The organism is Flectobacillus major DSM 103, assembly GCF_000427405.1.
Lineage (GTDB): Bacteria > Bacteroidota > Bacteroidia > Cytophagales > Spirosomataceae > Flectobacillus > Flectobacillus major.
This window is the reverse complement of record NZ_KE386491.1, coordinates 1,292,475-1,309,817: the sequence shown is the minus strand read 5'-3', so window position 1 is coordinate 1,309,817 and position 17,343 is coordinate 1,292,475. Positions and strand designations below refer to the sequence as shown.

Annotated in this window: 13 protein-coding genes; 6 read left to right on the top strand and 7 right to left on the bottom strand. The window is 35.7% G+C overall.

Features of this window, described 5'->3' with window-relative positions:
• Positions 1–2: 2 nt before the first annotated feature.
• From FLEMA_RS0107260 to FLEMA_RS75975, 3 genes are all read right to left on the bottom strand, one after another.
• The gene (locus tag FLEMA_RS0107260) at positions 3–812 is read right to left on the bottom strand and encodes an oxidoreductase (RefSeq protein WP_026994890.1); all 810 of its coding nucleotides are present in this window, start codon (positions 810–812) and stop codon (positions 3–5) included.
• A gap of 241 nt (positions 813–1,053) precedes the next feature.
• A complete protein-coding gene (locus FLEMA_RS0107250) occupies positions 1,054–1,818 on the bottom strand; it encodes a LytR/AlgR family response regulator transcription factor (RefSeq protein WP_026994889.1) in 765 nt (254 codons plus the stop codon).
• A 1-nt stretch (position 1,819) separates the two neighbouring features.
• On the bottom strand, positions 1,820–3,673 hold the full coding sequence (locus tag FLEMA_RS75975; RefSeq protein WP_052354002.1) for a sensor histidine kinase: 1,854 nt from the start codon (positions 3,671–3,673) through the stop codon (positions 1,820–1,822).
• Positions 3,674–4,298: 625 nt separating this feature from the next.
• Between FLEMA_RS75975 and FLEMA_RS0107235 the strand changes: the two genes are divergently transcribed.
• The 6 genes from FLEMA_RS0107235 to FLEMA_RS0107210 all read left to right on the top strand — a co-directional run bounded on the left by FLEMA_RS0107235 (position 4,299) and on the right by FLEMA_RS0107210 (position 8,813).
• Positions 4,299–4,874 (top strand): Crp/Fnr family transcriptional regulator, encoded by a 576-nt coding sequence (locus tag FLEMA_RS0107235; protein WP_026994888.1) that lies wholly within the window; start codon positions 4,299–4,301, stop codon positions 4,872–4,874.
• Between the two features lie 68 nt (positions 4,875–4,942).
• Entirely contained in the window at positions 4,943–5,395 is a 453-nt protein-coding gene (locus FLEMA_RS0107230) for a carboxymuconolactone decarboxylase family protein (RefSeq protein WP_026994887.1), read from the top strand.
• A gap of 792 nt (positions 5,396–6,187) precedes the next feature.
• Positions 6,188–6,460, top strand: coding sequence for a hypothetical protein (locus FLEMA_RS0107225; protein WP_026994886.1), 273 nt, complete (start codon positions 6,188–6,190; stop codon positions 6,458–6,460).
• Between the two features lie 205 nt (positions 6,461–6,665).
• Complete coding sequence (locus tag FLEMA_RS0107220; protein ID WP_026994885.1) at positions 6,666–7,457, top strand: alpha/beta hydrolase; 792 nt, start codon at positions 6,666–6,668, stop codon at positions 7,455–7,457.
• Positions 7,458–7,467: 10 nt separating this feature from the next.
• On the top strand, positions 7,468–8,448 hold the full coding sequence (locus FLEMA_RS0107215; RefSeq protein WP_026994884.1) for a hypothetical protein: 981 nt from the start codon (positions 7,468–7,470) through the stop codon (positions 8,446–8,448).
• A gap of 122 nt (positions 8,449–8,570) precedes the next feature.
• Complete coding sequence (locus FLEMA_RS0107210; protein ID WP_026994883.1) at positions 8,571–8,813, top strand: hypothetical protein; 243 nt, start codon at positions 8,571–8,573, stop codon at positions 8,811–8,813.
• Positions 8,814–9,236: 423 nt separating this feature from the next.
• On the opposite strand, the gene FLEMA_RS0107205 is transcribed toward FLEMA_RS0107210, so the two are convergent.
• The 4 genes from FLEMA_RS0107205 to FLEMA_RS0107190 all read right to left on the bottom strand — a co-directional run bounded on the left by FLEMA_RS0107205 (position 9,237) and on the right by FLEMA_RS0107190 (position 17,321).
• Positions 9,237–11,510 (bottom strand): NADP-dependent malic enzyme, encoded by a 2,274-nt coding sequence (locus FLEMA_RS0107205; RefSeq protein ID WP_044171050.1) that lies wholly within the window; start codon positions 11,508–11,510, stop codon positions 9,237–9,239.
• Between the two features lie 440 nt (positions 11,511–11,950).
• Complete coding sequence (locus FLEMA_RS67810; protein WP_044171048.1) at positions 11,951–13,213, bottom strand: cation:dicarboxylate symporter family transporter; 1,263 nt, start codon at positions 13,211–13,213, stop codon at positions 11,951–11,953.
• Positions 13,214–13,263: 50 nt separating this feature from the next.
• Positions 13,264–14,175 carry an AEC family transporter gene (locus FLEMA_RS0107195; protein ID WP_026994881.1) on the bottom strand — a complete coding sequence of 304 codons (912 nt, stop codon included), beginning with the start codon at positions 14,173–14,175 and terminating at the stop codon, positions 13,264–13,266.
• A 107-nt stretch (positions 14,176–14,282) separates the two neighbouring features.
• Positions 14,283–17,321: a TonB-dependent receptor gene (locus FLEMA_RS0107190; RefSeq protein ID WP_026994880.1), complete on the bottom strand. Its 3,039-nt coding sequence runs from the start codon at positions 17,319–17,321 to the stop codon at positions 14,283–14,285.
• Between the last annotated feature and the right edge of the window lie 22 nt (positions 17,322–17,343).

Sequence of the window (17,343 nt, the reverse complement as noted above, 5' to 3'; positions counted from 1 at the left end):
ATTTATCCCTTAAATTGATTCATAATGATTTTATCCAGTATCTTATCAGAAACGATTTTCCGAGCAGCCAAAATTTGTTTTGCATTAAAGCCTCCCGAATACCGTGTTTTTGGGCTTTTAGCTTCAATACTTTTCTTGATTAGTTTGGCGATTACAATAGGTTCAGGGAAATTACCGTTTGTATTCAACTTTTCTAAACTATCGGCCATTTCTTTATAAATAGTATTGGCTGATGTACGTTTTAGTGTCTTATTGGCAACGTCGGCCCATTCCGATTTTATGCCACCTGGCTCAATCACAACTACATCAATGCCGAATGGTTTCACTTCCAATCGCAAACTATCGCTCAGAGCTTCAATCGCAAACTTACTTGCATGATACCAGCCTGCCATTGGAAATGCTATCTTTCCACCAATGGACGAAACATTGATTACTTTTCCATAGTTGTTTTGTCGCATTTTGGGTAAAACTAATTGCGTTAAACGCATTGCTCCAAACACATTTACCTCTAATTGGAAGCGAGCATCTTCCATAGAAACATCTTCAATAGCACCTGACGAGCCAAAACCTGCATTGTTTACCAAAATATCGATGCTTCCTGCCTCTTGAAAAATTTGCTCAACACATGCCAGAGTGCTTTCCTCTTTTGTAACATCCAGCGCAATAGGCTTAATACCATAATTTTTTAAGTCTTGCATTTTTTCTATTCTGCGAGCGGCACCATATACATTGTAGCCGTTTTGTGCCAAATAAATGGCGGTAGCTTTACCAATTCCTGCCGAAGCCCCTGTTACTAATACTGTCTTTATCATGATTGTGTGTTTTTTAATGATGATACAAAATTAGGCAGATGTCGTAATGTCGAGGTTTTCTGAAAAGTCCAAATTGGTTTGGTGAAAGGCTCAGGTGGTTGAGAAACAAAAAAAGTAAACCAATCATGATTTACTTTTTCTAGTTCCATTAATCTACGATGGTGTTTGGTTAATCAATATAACTTTTTCATCTCACTTTACTTGGAAAAACCGTTCAGAGTTCATCCAATAATAGACATTATCAAAAAAATCCTAGATTCGTTTTTATACTTTCTGAATAACTTCTTCCAGAGGTAAGGTTTGAATTTTTAGCATCATTCAGCGAGATGATGTATTTACTGTTGAAATATTTCTGGGCTTCTTTGATATAATTTTTGTTAAGAATTATTCCTCTGTGAATCCGTAAAAAATTATCGGGCAATTTGTTTTCTAAGCTTGCAATCGTTTCTGTACTTAAAAACGTCCCCATTGCTGAATGGATGCTTGTATAATTACTATCCGCTTCAAAATAGGATACATCATCTAGTTTTATAAAAATGATTTTATCGTTTTTTTTAACCGTAATAGAAGTCATTTTTTTATGCTCTTTTCTATTGGTAATCTCTTTTAAAACTTTTAGAAACTCATCGGAAGAACTTTTAATATGAAAATTTTTTAATTTCTGAACGGTCTTCCCAATACGTTCTAATTTAACGGGTTTAACCAAATAATCGATACTATTGGTTTCAAAAGCCTCTAAAGAATACTGGTCGTAAGCCGTACAAAAAACAACCATCGGTATAGTTTTTAACCGTGCCAATAATTCAAAACCAGTACAACCAGGCATTTCAATATCTAAAAAAATAATATCAGGATTGAATGCTTCAATTTTTTGCTGTGCCTCCGTTCCGTTTTGAGCGGTGTCAATAACATCAAACGTTTCGGGAAATTCTTTTAGTAAATTAAGCAACCCTAATCTGGCTGGTGCTTCATCGTCAATAACAATAGTGGAATACCTCTTATTCATTTTACAAAGTTTCTGGAATCGTAATAATAATCATTTTTTGCGGCGTATTTGTCCAATTTAAAGTGGCATTGTCTCCATAGGTTAGTCGCAACAAATCAAAAACCGTTTGTAAGCCATGACCACTTAATAAACCTTCAGGAAAATCAGGGCCATTATCAGTTACCGAAATCTTCATCTCATTTTGTTCTTTCACAATTTGTAATTCAATTTTACCAATGCCTTCATTTCTTGAAATCCCATGTTTCACGGCATTTTCTACCAAAGGCTGAATTAAAAATAAGGGAATTTTATGGTTTTCTAAATCATTATCTACCGTTACCGTAAATTGCAAACGCTCACCAAAACGAATTTTCTCGATGTCTAAATACGCTTTTACCATTTCCACTTCATCATGAACGGTACTTGTTTTTTTATCTTTTCGATTGATAGAATATTTAAACAAATCCGATAATGAATGAGCCATTTTTTGGGTTTTCTGAGCATCTACAGGTGCTAAACTGGCAATGGAGTTTAAAGAATTATACAAGAAATGAGGATTGATTTGAGATTGTAACGATTTTAATTCGGCTTTCGCTTTTAGTTCTCTCAAATTGGCAAGCTTTGTTTCATTTTCTATGATTAAGTTTCTTTCCTTAAAGATAAAGTAGCCTATTAATGCTCTGAGTGAGGCAATTGCCATTAAGAATAAAAATACTTGAGATAAACCTAAATAATCTTGCTGGTAATTGAGTGTGTTTTTCAAGATAAAAAAGAAAATCAACAAACATCCAAAAGGCAAAAATCCCGTTGATAAAAAGATTAATCCAGTCTTTGCCAATAAGTTTTTTACTGTTTTTTGAATTTTCAACTCAATAAAACGAAACAAATAGAGAAACGGAAATAAAATTGCCAGCGATAGAGTAGTTGATCTGATAGTGTCATATCTAATGATAGGGACTTTTTGATAATCATCAGGTATCGTTAAAAAATTATAAAAAGAAATAAAGAATACGATTATTATGTCTGATAATAGCAATGCTATTATGGTTAGAATACTGAACAGAAGCCAGTCTTTCTTAATTTTAACGCTTACCAATTGATAAATTCTATGAATAAAAAACAGACCTAATAATACAAAAATCAGTGTAGGTAAAAATATAATAGCCACGGGATTTTTTACCCACCACAAAGAAGTATCTCTACTTTCGATTTTAGCATTATCAATCTTTTTTAAGATGATATCTTTAAATTGATTTTCTGCTTTTACCAGTCTTTCTTCAAAGCCTTTTTTATAAACTTCTCTAATAATTGCTATGTCTTCATCATTTAAGGGAACAGTGTGGTTTGACTGTATATATACTGGATTAAAAATACTATTCCTTTTTTCTTCTATCGGTGGATAAGCGAAATTACCTCCGACCAACATTTTGGCTATTCGGGATTCCCAAGATTTTTTAATTTCTAAATCCGTCGTTATATCCTCAATTCTATAAATATAAAGCTCGCAGCTTGTATATCCTTGTCTTGGTTTTTGAGGCCCAAAAATACCAGTTGTATAATTATTGCCATCTTTGACAACAGTATTTAAAACATTAATTTTAAAATTTGATTTCTCTGATTTTGAAAATTGAATTGAAATTGTTTCTGTTAACGCATCTAATTTTCTCAAAACATTACCGATGATTATCGAATCTTCTTTTGTGTATTTTCCTACTAAACTAACATAAATATTGGTTTCCCATTTGGTTATTTTCGGAAAATTATAATTTATTTCGACAATCTCCTCCCAAGGTTTTGCAGGAAGTTTTTCTGAGTCTTGAGAAAAACAAGTTGTTCCCCAAATAAGAAAGACTAATAAGTAGCGTAATTTTTTCATGGTTGTAAATTTAAGTGTTTATACCACAAATGAACTACAATCGTTGTTTGGCAAGAACAAGTTTCTTGTCAACTGCAAAATAGGGGTGTAAACTGCATCCATAGGCATCTTTTGGATGATATTAAAGTTTTTTTGAATGAAACGTTAAGACTTATCCGTAAATAAAATCTTTGATATTTAATCTAATTACTACGATTATAGGCACCACTCGCTTCATATTCATAAAAGCTATAAGTGTTCTTATTATGATTAAACGGTTATCTGATAGGCACTGATTTAGCGATAAATCAAATACTTTATTGAATCTGGCTTACCAAGCTATCAATATTGACTTGTCAAAACAAGTTTTACACCCTCACATATCTTTAATATACATATTTTCAGGAGATTCCCCAAGTCTAAATTAAAGGGTCGATGCTCGATGAATCTCTATTTTTATTTCTATATATTTGAGTTTTGCAATAGGCACACGAGTTTTGCTTCAGGCGGGTTGACGTCCAAACCTTGAGCGTTGTGCATCTAATGAACTTTAATAATAAATTGGGTATTTGTGCTTGGGAGTCCACTCGTTACAAAGCCCTATCCGTTACCTACAATCTAAAAACCAAAAACTCTTTTAATACAAATGTTGGATATATTTAAAAAACATATAGCCAAATTCGCACAAGTCTCTGACGATGAATTTGAAGAAATCAAAAAATTCTTTGACACGAAAGAGGTAGCTAAAAAAGAAAACCTATTAGAGGAAGGACAGCTTTGCAGACATCATTATTTTGTTTTGAACGGCTTGTTGCGAAAATTTTATATCAACGAAAAAGGCATTGAACAAACCACCGAATTTGCCATAGAAACCTGGTGGCTTACCGATAACTTTGCCTACGAACGTCAAGTCTCTACAGAATTTTATATTCAGGCTGTAGAAAAATCTATGATACTTTATATCACACATGAGAAACAGGAAAGGCTATTAGAGGAATTTCCGATAATGGAACGCTATTTCCGTTTCGTTTACCAGCGGGCTTATGCAGCAGCTCAAAAGCGTATCAAATTTCTTTTTTCATTTTCAAAAGAAGAATTTTATTTCCAAGCCATTAACAATTATCCTGAATTTGTGCAACGTGTTCCTCAATACTTAATCGCTTCATATCTGGGATTCACTCCCGAATATTTAAGCGAAATCCGCAAGAGGCTTCTTTCTTAAACTAGTTTAAGTTTTTTCATTTTCTTATTCTCCAATTTTGCCTTGAACAATTTTAAAAGAATAATACAATGCAAAAACGATTAAACATTAAGGATGCTGCCCCAAATGCACTAAAAGCGATGATTGGTTTAGAAACCTATCTTTCAAAATGTTCCATATCTAAGTCGACCAAAGAACTTATCAAGATTCGTGCTTCACAAGTCAACGGTTGTGCATATTGTATCAATATTCACACGCAAGACGCAATTAAAAATGGCGAAACAAATCAGCGTATTTTTTTACTGAATGCCTGGAGAGAAGCCGAGGGTATTTTTACGGAAGAAGAAAAAGTGGTGTTGGCAATAACGGAAGAGATAACCTTAATCCATCAAAATGGATTATCTGACGAAACCTATTTAAACGCCTTACAATTTTTTAGCGAAACTCAAATTGCAGATATTATAACGGCTGTAATTACCATCAATCTGTGGAACAGAGTTGTACTAAGCACCCACCTACTGATAGGACAAAGTCTTGCATAAGACTACTGTAAAAAGATATTCTTGTAATATGGCATTGTCTAAGCATAGTATGCTAGGTTAGCAGCTAGTTTGCAAAATAAGAATATCCCAAAAGTGTGTGATATAAGATTTGAAATATAAAAGCACATCACGCTACATTGGTAGGTTGCACAACGCATTTTTTCTAAAAATACTCTTGAAAACTAAAAAACAAACCTCTTTTAAAGTGATTTAAAGGAGGTTTGTTTTTTTAGTTTGAATATCATAAAAACAGGCTTGTGAAGACTCAAAAATGCAGTTTGGTTTTCTTATTAAAAAGTAAATATTTCGATAAGTTATAGGTTTGTTTGCACCTTCAATACCTCGTGTTTTCACTCGCTTCATATTCATAAAAGCTATAAGTATTCCTATTATGATTAAATGGTTATCTGATAGGCACTGATTTAGCGATAAATCAAATACTTTATTGAGTTTTCGATAGAAATTATCTGGACTTATCAAGCTATCAAAGTCGACTAGACAAAATAATTTTTATGTCCTTACACACCTTTAAAGAACTTATTATTAGGCAATTACCCCGATTGAAATTTATGCCCCTCAACAGTATGATAATCTATTTTTATTTCTATATATTTGAGTTGTGCAATAGGCTTATTGTATTTATGAAAAACTGGCTGATATAAGCTATTAAGTATTTGAAATACTATTGGGCAGATGATAAATACTGAACTTTTGTATTTCAAATTCCAGCTTCTTATCCATGGACACACCGTATAATTTTAACTTTGCAGAACAACTTTAAATCAAGATAATATGAACAGAATATTAGTTTTAATCACTCTATCAGACAGCGGAATTGATACTATAAAATCAACTCCTGAATTGCCAAAAAAGGAAATGGAGTTCGTAAATCAATGGAAACAAGAAAATATTTTAGAAAGCTTTTTTATATCAGTGACCAAAAAAGATGCTGTCTTAATATTTCAAAATGTAGATGAGGCAAAAACAAAGCAACTTATAGAAATCTTACCTTATTTTCCTTATATGGCAAAAATTGAATATCACAATTTGGACAAACAGTTTTAAGCCCAATAGTCTCAACAGACAAAATTGATATGGACGGTTAATTTTTAAAATATGTTTGTCCAAAGGCAGGTTCGGTGCTTAAATAAAGCTTTGTTCTTGGTATCAAGTTGAGTGTTGGTTGGCAGTTTTGTACTCCGAAACCTGCCCAAATACCAAGCCTAGTATGCTATAGATTATTGAACAAACAGTCAAAAAATAAAAATAAATGAGCCACACACCGCCAATTTTTACCCAATATGGAAAGAACTCATCCGCTTTTCTGACACTTGACACCCCTAATAGTTTGGTAATTTTTGTTCACGGATTTAATGGTGAAGCAACAGGAACATGGGATGAGTTTCCTGACTTAATTAGAAAAAATAATGACTTTAGAAACTCTGATGTTATTTTTTATGGTTATGACAGCCTAAAAGGACAAGCCAACAATAATGCCATTACGTTATATAGCCTCTTAACTTTTGTTTGTGAGAACAGTCCCAACAGACTTGGATACAGGAGAGGCCACGTATCTGATGATTTCAAGTATCGGAGAATAGTTGTAGTAGCTCATTCATTAGGGGCTGTGATTGTTCGCAGGGCGTTGTTAAACGCAAAGACTGAAAATAAGCCTTGGCTTGCAAACTGTAGAATGGTTTTGTTTGCTCCAGCACACAAAGGAGCACGAATTCAAAAGTTAGTTACTGAAAGTCTTCCGACAGTTGGGAGGATTCTTGCAGGTTTAGGCTTTATTGCTATTCCTGTTTTGGATGATTTACAGCCAACATCTCAAACAATTCTCAACCTAATTGCAGACACACAAAGTTACTTAAATCAAAACAAAGGACAGTTCACCATTGCCCATAAGGTTGTTTGGGCAAATGATGAAATCGTAGTGCATAATGAGCCATTTTGTAGCGACCCCGTTGCCATTTTGATTAATAACAAATCACATACCTCTGTTTGTAAGCCAAAAGCAGATTATCTTGACCCTTATCAAATCGTAATTAACGCTTTATAATTATTCTACCATGGACAACAGAGACATCAACCTTGAGGTTATTATAGAGCAGTATCGTAAAAAGGGGGCTGCTGCAAAAGGTTTTAGAACTTTAAATACTCTTATTAAAAACAATGAGTTTGTCAGTTTACAAATTTTACTTAGGAATCACATGGACAGTCCGATTGAGTCCTCTTTTGAAGTTGAAGAACGAGACAACATAGATTTTCTAATTGACTATTTTAGCATTCTAGAAATTGGACTTATCGCCAATTATTTTCCTAACCCACTCCCTCTGGAAACCGAAAAAGAAATTGATTTTATCTTACATAATCCGTTTGTAAATAAGTATTTTACAGAATATTATCCACTTACGTTACCGCAACTTTTATTACGACAGGTTTCAAAAAATGGAAACGAAAAATATTTTTTTCGTGATAGCCTGAGTAATTCTGCGTCTTTGTTTGACAGGTTTCTCATGTTAAATCAAATAGTAAAAAACGATGAGGATATCGACCAGCTTCTTTGGTTTTTTGATGATGGTTGGACAGACGGCTACTCAATAGTCGACTTTTGGAATATTCTTTCTGACAGGAATAGTATCAAATATAAGTTAGACAGTAGTAACAATCATCCCTTGAATAGTGCTTTATGGGGTTTCATCAAATATATTCAGTTTTTATCTGACTTTGCCAACCTGCTAAGAGACAGCCAAGAGGATATTATTTTGCAGTCTGCTTTTTGGCATTATCAATCATATTGGTTTGAACACATGAAAGAGAGAATTGGCGATATAATAAAGGTAGGTATCAACAATGTTCGTCACTCATTGACCCATTTTAACGAAGACGAAATTATAGGAGATGACAATTCATTTCTCAATTCAAAAGACGACATTTTACAATGGCAAAGTGATACTTCGCAATTGGAAGGAGTTGAAGCCGACATCAATTATTTACTCAACAGCCAACTGGGTGAACCGCTTAAATCCTTCCTCAATAACATTAAGTAGTAAATTGGGACAAACACCGTTTTGTATTCATAATAGAACGGCAGCAACACCTATCCAATAAGTGGCGGCTGTGGCTAGTGGTAATAAACATAAAAAACAACTACAGTTAAAATAGAAAAAAAATGACAAAAGAGAATTTTAGCGAGCTTTCGACAGAAGACTTAATTAAAAAGAAAAAAACGATAACGCTTAGTACAGGAGTATTGGCAGGAGCTTTGATTGGGCTGTTTATTATTACTATATTTCAGACAATCAATGATGGGGTTACTCCTTTCCTTGCTGTTCCATTTGCTTTTGTCCCCATTTTGATTATTTGTTATAAGCAGGTCAGTGCTATAAATAAAGAATTAAAAAGTAGATATTAAAAATAATATACTGAATAACAATTAGTTAATCCCTTAAACTACAGTTTCCTCAAATGCTATTAGAATACATCTATTTCATCTAATAGAACTTTGTAGAAGTAACTACTCTGCACAACTGGAGGTAACATTACAAACAAAAAGCACCACTTCTTTTGAAGTGGTACTTTCGTGAAGCCTAATTATACAATCTTACTCTGTATAATTAGGCTTTACTATAACTACTATACGTAAACGCTTTATCGTATAATACTGAATTTATTTTTGACTTCAATCTCAAGTAATCATGTGCAATCAAGTAGAAGCTATTCAATTATACGAATTACTAAAAATTCCCTACAAGAAATATAGTCATTACATCGAAAAGTGGGCTTTCGTTAAAAAATATTAAGATACATAACGCTTCCTCTCAATTTTGATAATTATTTACCCTTGTGCCTCAACCACAGCAATGGCTACCATGTTTACGATCTCGCGTACTGATGAACCTAATTGTAATACGTGTACAGGTTTACGTAATCCTAAAAGGATTGGCCCGATGTACTCTATATCACTGGTTTCTTTCAATAAATTACAAGCAATATTGGCAGCAGAAAGGTTAGGGAAAATTAAGGTATTTGCTCCTTCTTCCGCTAATTTAGAGAATGGATAATTTTCTTTAATCAACTCATTATCAAAGGCTAAGTGTGCTTGCATTTCACCTTCTACAATCATTTCTGGATGTTTTTTCTGTAAAATAGCCGTCGCTTCACGCATTTTTACGGCATCTTCTCCATTGGCTGTGCCAAAGTTTGAGTAGGTCAATAAAGCAATTCTTGGTTTCAAGTTGAAACGCTCAACGGCTTTGGCAGTTAATTCTGTAATTTCAACAATGTCTTCAACGGTTGGGTTGAAATTCACAGTTGTATCTGAGAAAAATACTGGGCCTTTTTTCGTCAATAAAATGTACATACCCGCTACTTTCTTCACGCCATCTTCACGACCAATAATCTGTAAAGCTGGACGAATAGCATCTGGATAATTACGAGTAAGACCTGAAATCACGCAGTCGGCATCGCCCGTTTCTACCATCATCGAAGCGAAGTAACTGCGTACTTGCATTTGTTTATGGGCTTCGTACTGATTGTAACCTTTACGTTTTCTTTTGTTGAAGAAAATATCGCCGTACTCTTTCAAACGTTCAAGGTTTTCAGCCGCACGAGTATCAATGATTTGTACTTCGTTCAAATCAAGGTTATTTTCTTCGATAATTCTTCTGATTTTATTTTTATCGCCCAACAAAATCGGAATACAAATACCTTCGTCTTTCGATTGCTGAACAGATTTTAATACCTTTAAATTTTCGGCATCAGCAAAAACTACCCGTTTCGGAGCACGTTTTGCACGGTTGAAAATGTACTTCATCAATTGATTATCCAAGCCCAAACGTTTGCTTAGTTCCAATTCGTAAGCGTCCCAATCGGTAATAGGTTTTTGTGCCAAACCTGCTCCCATTGCCGCACGTGCCACTGCAGGAGCTACGGTAGTAATTAAACGTGGGTCAACGGGTTTTGGAATAATATAATTTCTTCCGAACGAAAGGTTCTTTTCGTTATAAGCCAAGTTTACGATGTCTGGCACTGGTTTCTTCGCTAATTCTGCCAAGGCTTTTGCGGCTGCCAGTTTCATGGTTTCGTCGATTTCGATAGCACGCACGTCCAACGCTCCTCTAAAAATGTAGGGAAAACCCAATACGTTATTTACTTGGTTGGGATAATCCGAGCGACCAGTCGCCATAATAATATCTTCACGAGCGGCTACGGCATCTTCATACGAAATTTCAGGCGTTGGGTTTGCCATCGCAAAAACGATAGCATCTTTCGCCATCGACTTAATCATTTCTTGTGAAACGATATTACCAACCGATAAACCTAAAAATACATCTGCTCCAACCATCGCTTCTTTGAGGTTGTGAATATCTGTGCGGTCGGTGGCAAAAGGCTGAACGTACTTGTTCAAATCTGTTCTTTGTTTCGATACCAAACCGTCTTTATCGAACATCAATACATTTTCTACTTTCGCACCCAAACCTAAGTATAACTTGGCACAAGAAAGAGCGGCAGCACCAGCACCCGAAATGGTAAATTTACATTCTTCGATGCGTTTGCCTACCAATTCCAAGGCGTTCAACAAAGCCGCTGCCGAAATGATGGCCGTACCGTGTTGGTCGTCGTGCATGATAGGAATATGAAGGTCTTTTCTTAATCTTTCTTCAATCTCGAAACACTCTGGCGATTTAATATCTTCGAGGTTTACGCCACCAAAAGTTGGTTCTAAGATTTTTACAGTACGGATAATTTCTTCGGGGTCTTCGGTGTTTAATTCAATATCAAAAACATCAATATCCGCAAAAATTTTAAACAAAACGCCTTTCCCTTCCATCACAGGTTTTGAAGCTTCTGCCCCGATATTTCCGAGTCCTAACACGGCTGTTCCGTTTGAAATTACAGCTACCAAGTTTCCTTTTGCTGTATATTTATAAACATCTTCACGGTTTGCGGCAATAGCCAAACATGGCTCTGCTACACCCGGAGAATATGCTAAAGAAAGGTCTCTTTGCGTTTCGGTTTCTTTGGTAGGGATAACGGCAATCTTGCCTGGGCGACCTTTAGCGTGATAATCTAAAGCATCTTGTTTTCTAATCGAGGATTGATGACTCATAATGATTGGTACAACAATGATTGGTTTTCAAAACTGTAAGCTAAGTATTTGATAAGCTAAGGCAATCGTTGAGTATTGAGACCCGACGAAAAATAAAGATAGTTCTTCGATTAGAAAAACCATCGTCGAAACATTTCAAAATAAAATATTATCGAACTAATACCGACCAAGCACGCAAGAATATATTGGTCTGTTCGTAGCGGCAATCCTTTACGGTTACCGCATCAGAAAATCTTTACAATACCAACGGCAACCGCAAGGGATTGCCTTTTAGAAATTGATTATCAATAATTTATTGATATATACCAGTTTGTAATTTTATTTTCGTAAAATAAATATCTCGTAGCGGCAATCCTTTACGGTTACTGCCCCAGAAAATCATTACAATACCAAAGGCAACCGCAAGGGATTGCCGCTACGGTTTATAAAAAATTCTTAACTCAAAACACTTTTTCCATTTGTTCACGGTCAAATTCGCCTTCATTGTTGGCTAACCATATTGTTGCTACACCATTTCCGATAAAATTGGTGATGGCTCTTGCTTCCGACATAAATCTATCGACACCCAAAAGTAAGGCTAGCCCTTCCACAGGTATAACTTTTACTGCCGAAAGTGTAGACGCCAAAACGATAAAACCGCTTCCTGTAACACCAGCCGCACCTTTTGAAGTAATCATAAGAATACCGATTATCGTTAAGATTTGTTGCAAATCTAAGTGAACATTAAATACTTGTGCTAAAAAAAGTACCGCCATCGATAAATAAATGGTCGTACCGTCTAAATTAAAGGAATAACCTGCAGGAACGACCAAGCCCACAACGGACTTTGAGCACCCCATTTTTTCTAATTTCTCCATCAAAGAAGGTAAAGCTGCCTCAGACGAAGAAGTACCCAACACAATCAAAAGCTCTTCACGAATGTATTTCAAGAATTTCAAAAGATTAATTTTGTACATCCTGAGAATAAAGTACAATACCACAAAAACAAATATCGCCATAGTACTGTAAACCGTTACCATCAGTTTTCCCAAAGGTAAAAGCGTATGCACGCCGTACTTGGCAATGGTAAATGCCATGCCGCCAAAAGCACCGACTGGAGCAAAAAGCATTACTTTGTGCAAAGCCCAAAATATTTTTTTAGAAATGGGTTGCAAAAAAGCTACAATGTCACTGCGTTTTGAGTAATTACTAAAAGCCACCCCCAAAATAATAGCGACAATCAGCACTTGTAAGGTAGCGTTATCCAAAAGGAATTTCAACCAACTAAAAGCCTCTGCCGATTTGGTATATTTAGAAATGTCACCGCCTTTAATTTCAGAAGTCACCACACCATCGCCAGGACGAATAATATTGGCCGTTATAATACCTACAAAAAGAGCTAGTGTTGTTACGACCTCAAAATACAAAAGAGCCTTCGCTCCTACTTTGCCTACTTTTTTCAAATCGCCCATCGAGATAATCCCCAACATGATGGTGATAAAAATGATAGGACAAATGAAGATTTTGACAATACTGATAAAAATACTGCTCAGAAACTCGCTAAAGGTGGTTTTGATTTCAAATTCAGATAAATATAAACTGAATTTGATTGGCTTTTCTAAAATAGGTTGCAAGGCAATGGCAGGAGCAAAATGCCCCAGCAAGACCCCAACTGTTATTGCGGTAAGTACCCAAAAAGTTAAGTTTTGAAATATTTTTTTCATGGAAATTATCTATTGTTTGACAATGATTATTACAATTAGAAATTGAGTGATTAAAAATAAAGCATTAGTCCATACCAAATAGCGACATTAATCAACGATAGTGGGATGCTTATACTGACCATTTGTATGGCTAAAGTTGGATTGAGCTTATAAGTTATTGCTACAATAGTGGCGGTATTCATCGAACCTAACGTTGCTCCAATTACACAAAGCTTTCCCAAAGGCGTGTATTCGCCCAGAATGATGATATAAACTAAAAAAATGATAAGAGGAGCCAAAATTAATTTGTATAACAACCCATAAAAAAGAGCATTCAAGTCTAATTGTTTTTTCTGAAAATTGATTTGTAAACCAATAGAGAGTAAAGCTAAAAAGCCAAAAGGATTTCCGATTTTATCTAAAAGCTGTTGACTCCATAAAGGAAAATGCCAATTTGAAATATTTAAGATTATTGCTACACAAAAAGCCAAAAAGGGAGGAAACTTAAAAATATTCAACACAACGGCTTTCATCGAAAAATCGGCCGAAGAGTAATAAGATGCCGTAAAAATCCCCAATGTTCCGCACACCACAAAAGAACCTGCTTGGCTCATTAAAATACCCGTTTGTAAACCTTCTTTGCCAAAAAGCACCTCGAAAATCGGAAAACCGACAAATGAAATACTGCTGATGCCTGCCGTCAAAATCAATGCTCCCTTGGTATTTGAATCTATATTTATCAAAGGTGCTATCAGGTTAAAAAACACAAAAGCACCCGCATAAATAAGATAAGGCATTAAAATCGGTAAGAATAAATTGCTACTAAAATGAATTTCGGTAGTATTTAGAAGTGTAATGGCTGGTAAGCAAACATAAATAATAATGGTGTTTAAAACGGTTGGAGCATCCTCAGAAAAACTTTTCAGCCTTCTGAGGAGCACGCCAATGGTTAGGCAGATAAAAAGTAATAATAGATTAGTCAAATGATAAATATTTATATATTAGTTGTACTCGGTAAGTTAAAGTTGCGAATGGTGAGTGATGAGTTGGTAGTTTAGACAAATTTTGAATTTTGTCTAAACTACAATTTTTAAAGCCTAATCGTTAAGCTACCATAATAATATGCACCGTTGAATCCAAACTGATTCGCATTTCTGGTATATGGTACTTGCCCGTTGGCATACGAAGCGTAATTGCTAAACACTTTATCTGGATACACATTGGTAAAATTGTTTCCTCCCAAAGTAAGGCTTAAATGCTTGTTGAAATTATAGACAACCGAGGCATCGAAAAGGTTTTTACCACCAAAAGTTTGGCTGCGGTGGTTTTGTCCAGATGGTTTTTCCCAAGCTGTCACTTCTCCGAAATATGAACTTCTAAAGTTGATGTTCCATTTTCCTACTTGATAGCCCAACGATACCAATACTTTGCTATGTGGCTGACTGGTTTCAATCAAAGCTCTACTTACCGTGTCAATTAGCACCACTGTTGCTTTGGTATCTTGTTGCAAAGCCGTAGGCGTTGCTTTGATGTTGGTAATTTCTGTTTTATTGACCGTAAGGGCAACACTGGCGGTAAACTTACTTTTAGCACCAATGTTTTGTTTGTATGAAGCTACTACATCTATCCCTTTTGTTCCTGTGTTGATGGCGTTGGTAAAAAACGTGATTTCTTGAAAATTAGGAAACAGGTTCTTTAAAGCGGTAATATTGTTTACATTTAGGTTTTCGGTAATGATAATTCTATCAGAAATATCTATTTGATAAGCATCAATTGTCAATAAAAGATTTTTGCCCAAAGTAGCCGTAAGACCTAAATTATAGTTCCAAGAAGTTTCTGGTTTGGGGTCTTCAATGCCAATTTGTTTTAAGCGTGAGTCGTCAGAAGGCAATTGTTTGGTACTTCTAATAATTCCATTCTGCACCGTAGAGGTTGTAGCAGCATTGGCAATTTGTTGCAATAGCGGTGCTCTGAAACCTTTGTTAATCGAACCTCTGATTGAAAATGCTTCTGTAATTTTCAATCTTGAAGCCAATTTTCCAGAAATATTACTACCAAAATCACTATAATTTTCATAGCGTAAAGCAGCAGCAACCAACAAACGATTGGTAATATCACTTTCTACATCGGCATACACCCCAATATTTGAACGATTTACGCTTTTCGCATCTGTTTTATCAATCCCTACCCTTCCTTGAGAACCAGGCGTTTTGTTTTTGGTAGCGGCTAATGGCCCAACTAAGTACGATGCTTCATCACCTGCACTAAGTGCAAAATTATCAACTCGGTATTGTGCTCCAAAAGCAAAGTTGACAGATTTGGTATTCCATAAACCCAGCACCGTTTTAGAAGCGTTGATTTCGGTCAAACTTTGTCCAAAAGAAATTCTACCGATATAAAAATCTTTGGGAGAAGCCGCCCCCATCGAAGCATTTGAAGAGTTTTTAGCCGATTGGTCTAAATAGTTTCTACCATAACCTGTACTAAAATCCCAATTCCAACCTGTAAAAGTTTTGCGTTTTATGCCTACAAAAGAAGAGTAATCGACCGAAGTACCGGGCAGTTCTGGCACATAACCATCGGGATACAAATCAACATTAGACGTAGCACTTGTGGGCAAAGCTGTACGAAGAAAAGCACGAGCAAATACATCTTTCTGAGAAAACCCACCAAAAGAATACAGCGTCCAATCAGTTTTTAAAGGAATATCGAGGTTATAAAATACTTGTCCCGATTTCATGGCATTACTTCCATAAGCTGTTGGGCGAAACGAACCATAAGTACCATTGCCCCAATATCCTCTTGATTTTAAAGCTGCTTCATCCGTTGCTTTTACATTGGTATAAATCCCCGTATAAGCTCCGCCAGCGACGGGTTGAGGATTGTAAGGGTCTGAGCGGTCTGTTCCTGCTACATCCTGATAATTACCCGTAATATTTAATGAGGCTCTTTTTCCTAAAGCAAAACCGTAGTTTAAACCCACAGAATAGCCTCCGCCGTCCCCTTCGCCAGTAACGCCATACTGGATTTGTGCTGTACCATTGTTTACAGATTTTTTCAAGACCAAATTGGCAATACCTGCAATGGCATCTGAGCCGTATTGTGCTGCGGCACCATCTCGTAAAATTTCCATTCTTTCCAAAGCCAAAGAAGGTACTGCGTTTAAATCTGTTACGACTGTTCCTTTCCCAACGGTTACGTTGTTGTTGAGTGCCGCAAACTGGTGATGTCTTTTGCCGTCGATGAGTACCAACATTTGGTCGGGAGATAAGCCTTTTAAAGATGCAGGGTCGGCATAATTGGCAACGCCATTGATACCATTTTTGGCTGAATTGAACGAAGGTGACATAAATTGTACTTGTTGCGACAATTCTGTTTGCCCAGTCGATTGCAATTCTTTGGCACTAATCACATCTACGGGAACGGGACGTTCAACATTGGTACGAGCCACCGTAGAGCGTGAACCAATGACTACAACTTCACTCAATTGTGCATTATCTTCTTTCAATGTCAGGGCGATTACTTGTTTGGCACTAACTTTGATTTCTTCTTTTTTATATCCAATAAAGGAAAACACAAGTACATCTCCCTCATTGGCAACAATACTAAACTTTCCTTCAGCATCGGTAACAGTACCTCTTGCTGTGCCTTTTACCAAAATACTTACGCCCACTAACGCTTCGCCTTTTTCACTGCTAATTTTGCCTGATACTTTTTCGTCTTCCACCACCACTTCTTTTTCACTGGGAAAAACATTGGCTTGTTCTTTGTTTTTCTTCAAAATAATTTGCTCTTCTACCACTTCATAACGAATCTGATTAGGGAAAAGAAGTTTAGGTAAAACTGAATGTAAGGCCTCACGGTTGACCTCTATACTTACATCCTTATCAAGTTGAATCGTATTATTGCTATACACAAAACGTACGCCCGACTGTTTTTCTATTTCTACTAAAACAGTCTTTAAGCTTGCATTTGTTAGTTTGATAGATACTTCTCTGCTAAGAATTTGCTGGGCTTTGCTCGGAGTACCTAAAGCAATCACCGAAAAGATAGCAAATAAAAAACATTGACTAATCGTAATTTTCATAATGGTTAGCATCTTATGCTTTAAAGCTAAAATTTTTTTCATTGGTTAATTAAATTTAGATTGT

Bases quoted from the DNA above. Each gene is read 5' to 3' on its own strand.
- FLEMA_RS0107215 (WP_026994884.1), top strand. From the start codon at position 7,468: ATGGACAACAGAGACATCAACCTTGAGGTTATTATAGAGCAGTATCGT.
- FLEMA_RS0107210 (WP_026994883.1), top strand. From the start codon at position 8,571: ATGACAAAAGAGAATTTTAGCGAGCTTTCGACAGAAGACTTAATTAAA.
- FLEMA_RS0107205 (WP_044171050.1), bottom strand. From the start codon at position 11,510: ATGAGTCATCAATCCTCGATTAGAAAACAAGATGCTTTAGATTATCAC.
- FLEMA_RS0107225 (WP_026994886.1), top strand. From the start codon at position 6,188: ATGAACAGAATATTAGTTTTAATCACTCTATCAGACAGCGGAATTGAT.
- FLEMA_RS0107235 (WP_026994888.1), top strand. From the start codon at position 4,299: ATGTTGGATATATTTAAAAAACATATAGCCAAATTCGCACAAGTCTCT.
- FLEMA_RS75975 (WP_052354002.1), bottom strand. From the start codon at position 3,673: ATGAAAAAATTACGCTACTTATTAGTCTTTCTTATTTGGGGAACAACT.
- FLEMA_RS0107260 (WP_026994890.1), bottom strand. From the start codon at position 812: ATGATAAAGACAGTATTAGTAACAGGGGCTTCGGCAGGAATTGGTAAA.
- FLEMA_RS0107250 (WP_026994889.1), bottom strand. From the start codon at position 1,818: ATGAATAAGAGGTATTCCACTATTGTTATTGACGATGAAGCACCAGCC.
- FLEMA_RS67810 (WP_044171048.1), bottom strand. From the start codon at position 13,213: ATGAAAAAAATATTTCAAAACTTAACTTTTTGGGTACTTACCGCAATA.
- FLEMA_RS0107230 (WP_026994887.1), top strand. From the start codon at position 4,943: ATGCAAAAACGATTAAACATTAAGGATGCTGCCCCAAATGCACTAAAA.
- FLEMA_RS0107220 (WP_026994885.1), top strand. From the start codon at position 6,666: ATGAGCCACACACCGCCAATTTTTACCCAATATGGAAAGAACTCATCC.
- FLEMA_RS0107190 (WP_026994880.1), bottom strand. From the start codon at position 17,321: ATGAAAAAAATTTTAGCTTTAAAGCATAAGATGCTAACCATTATGAAA.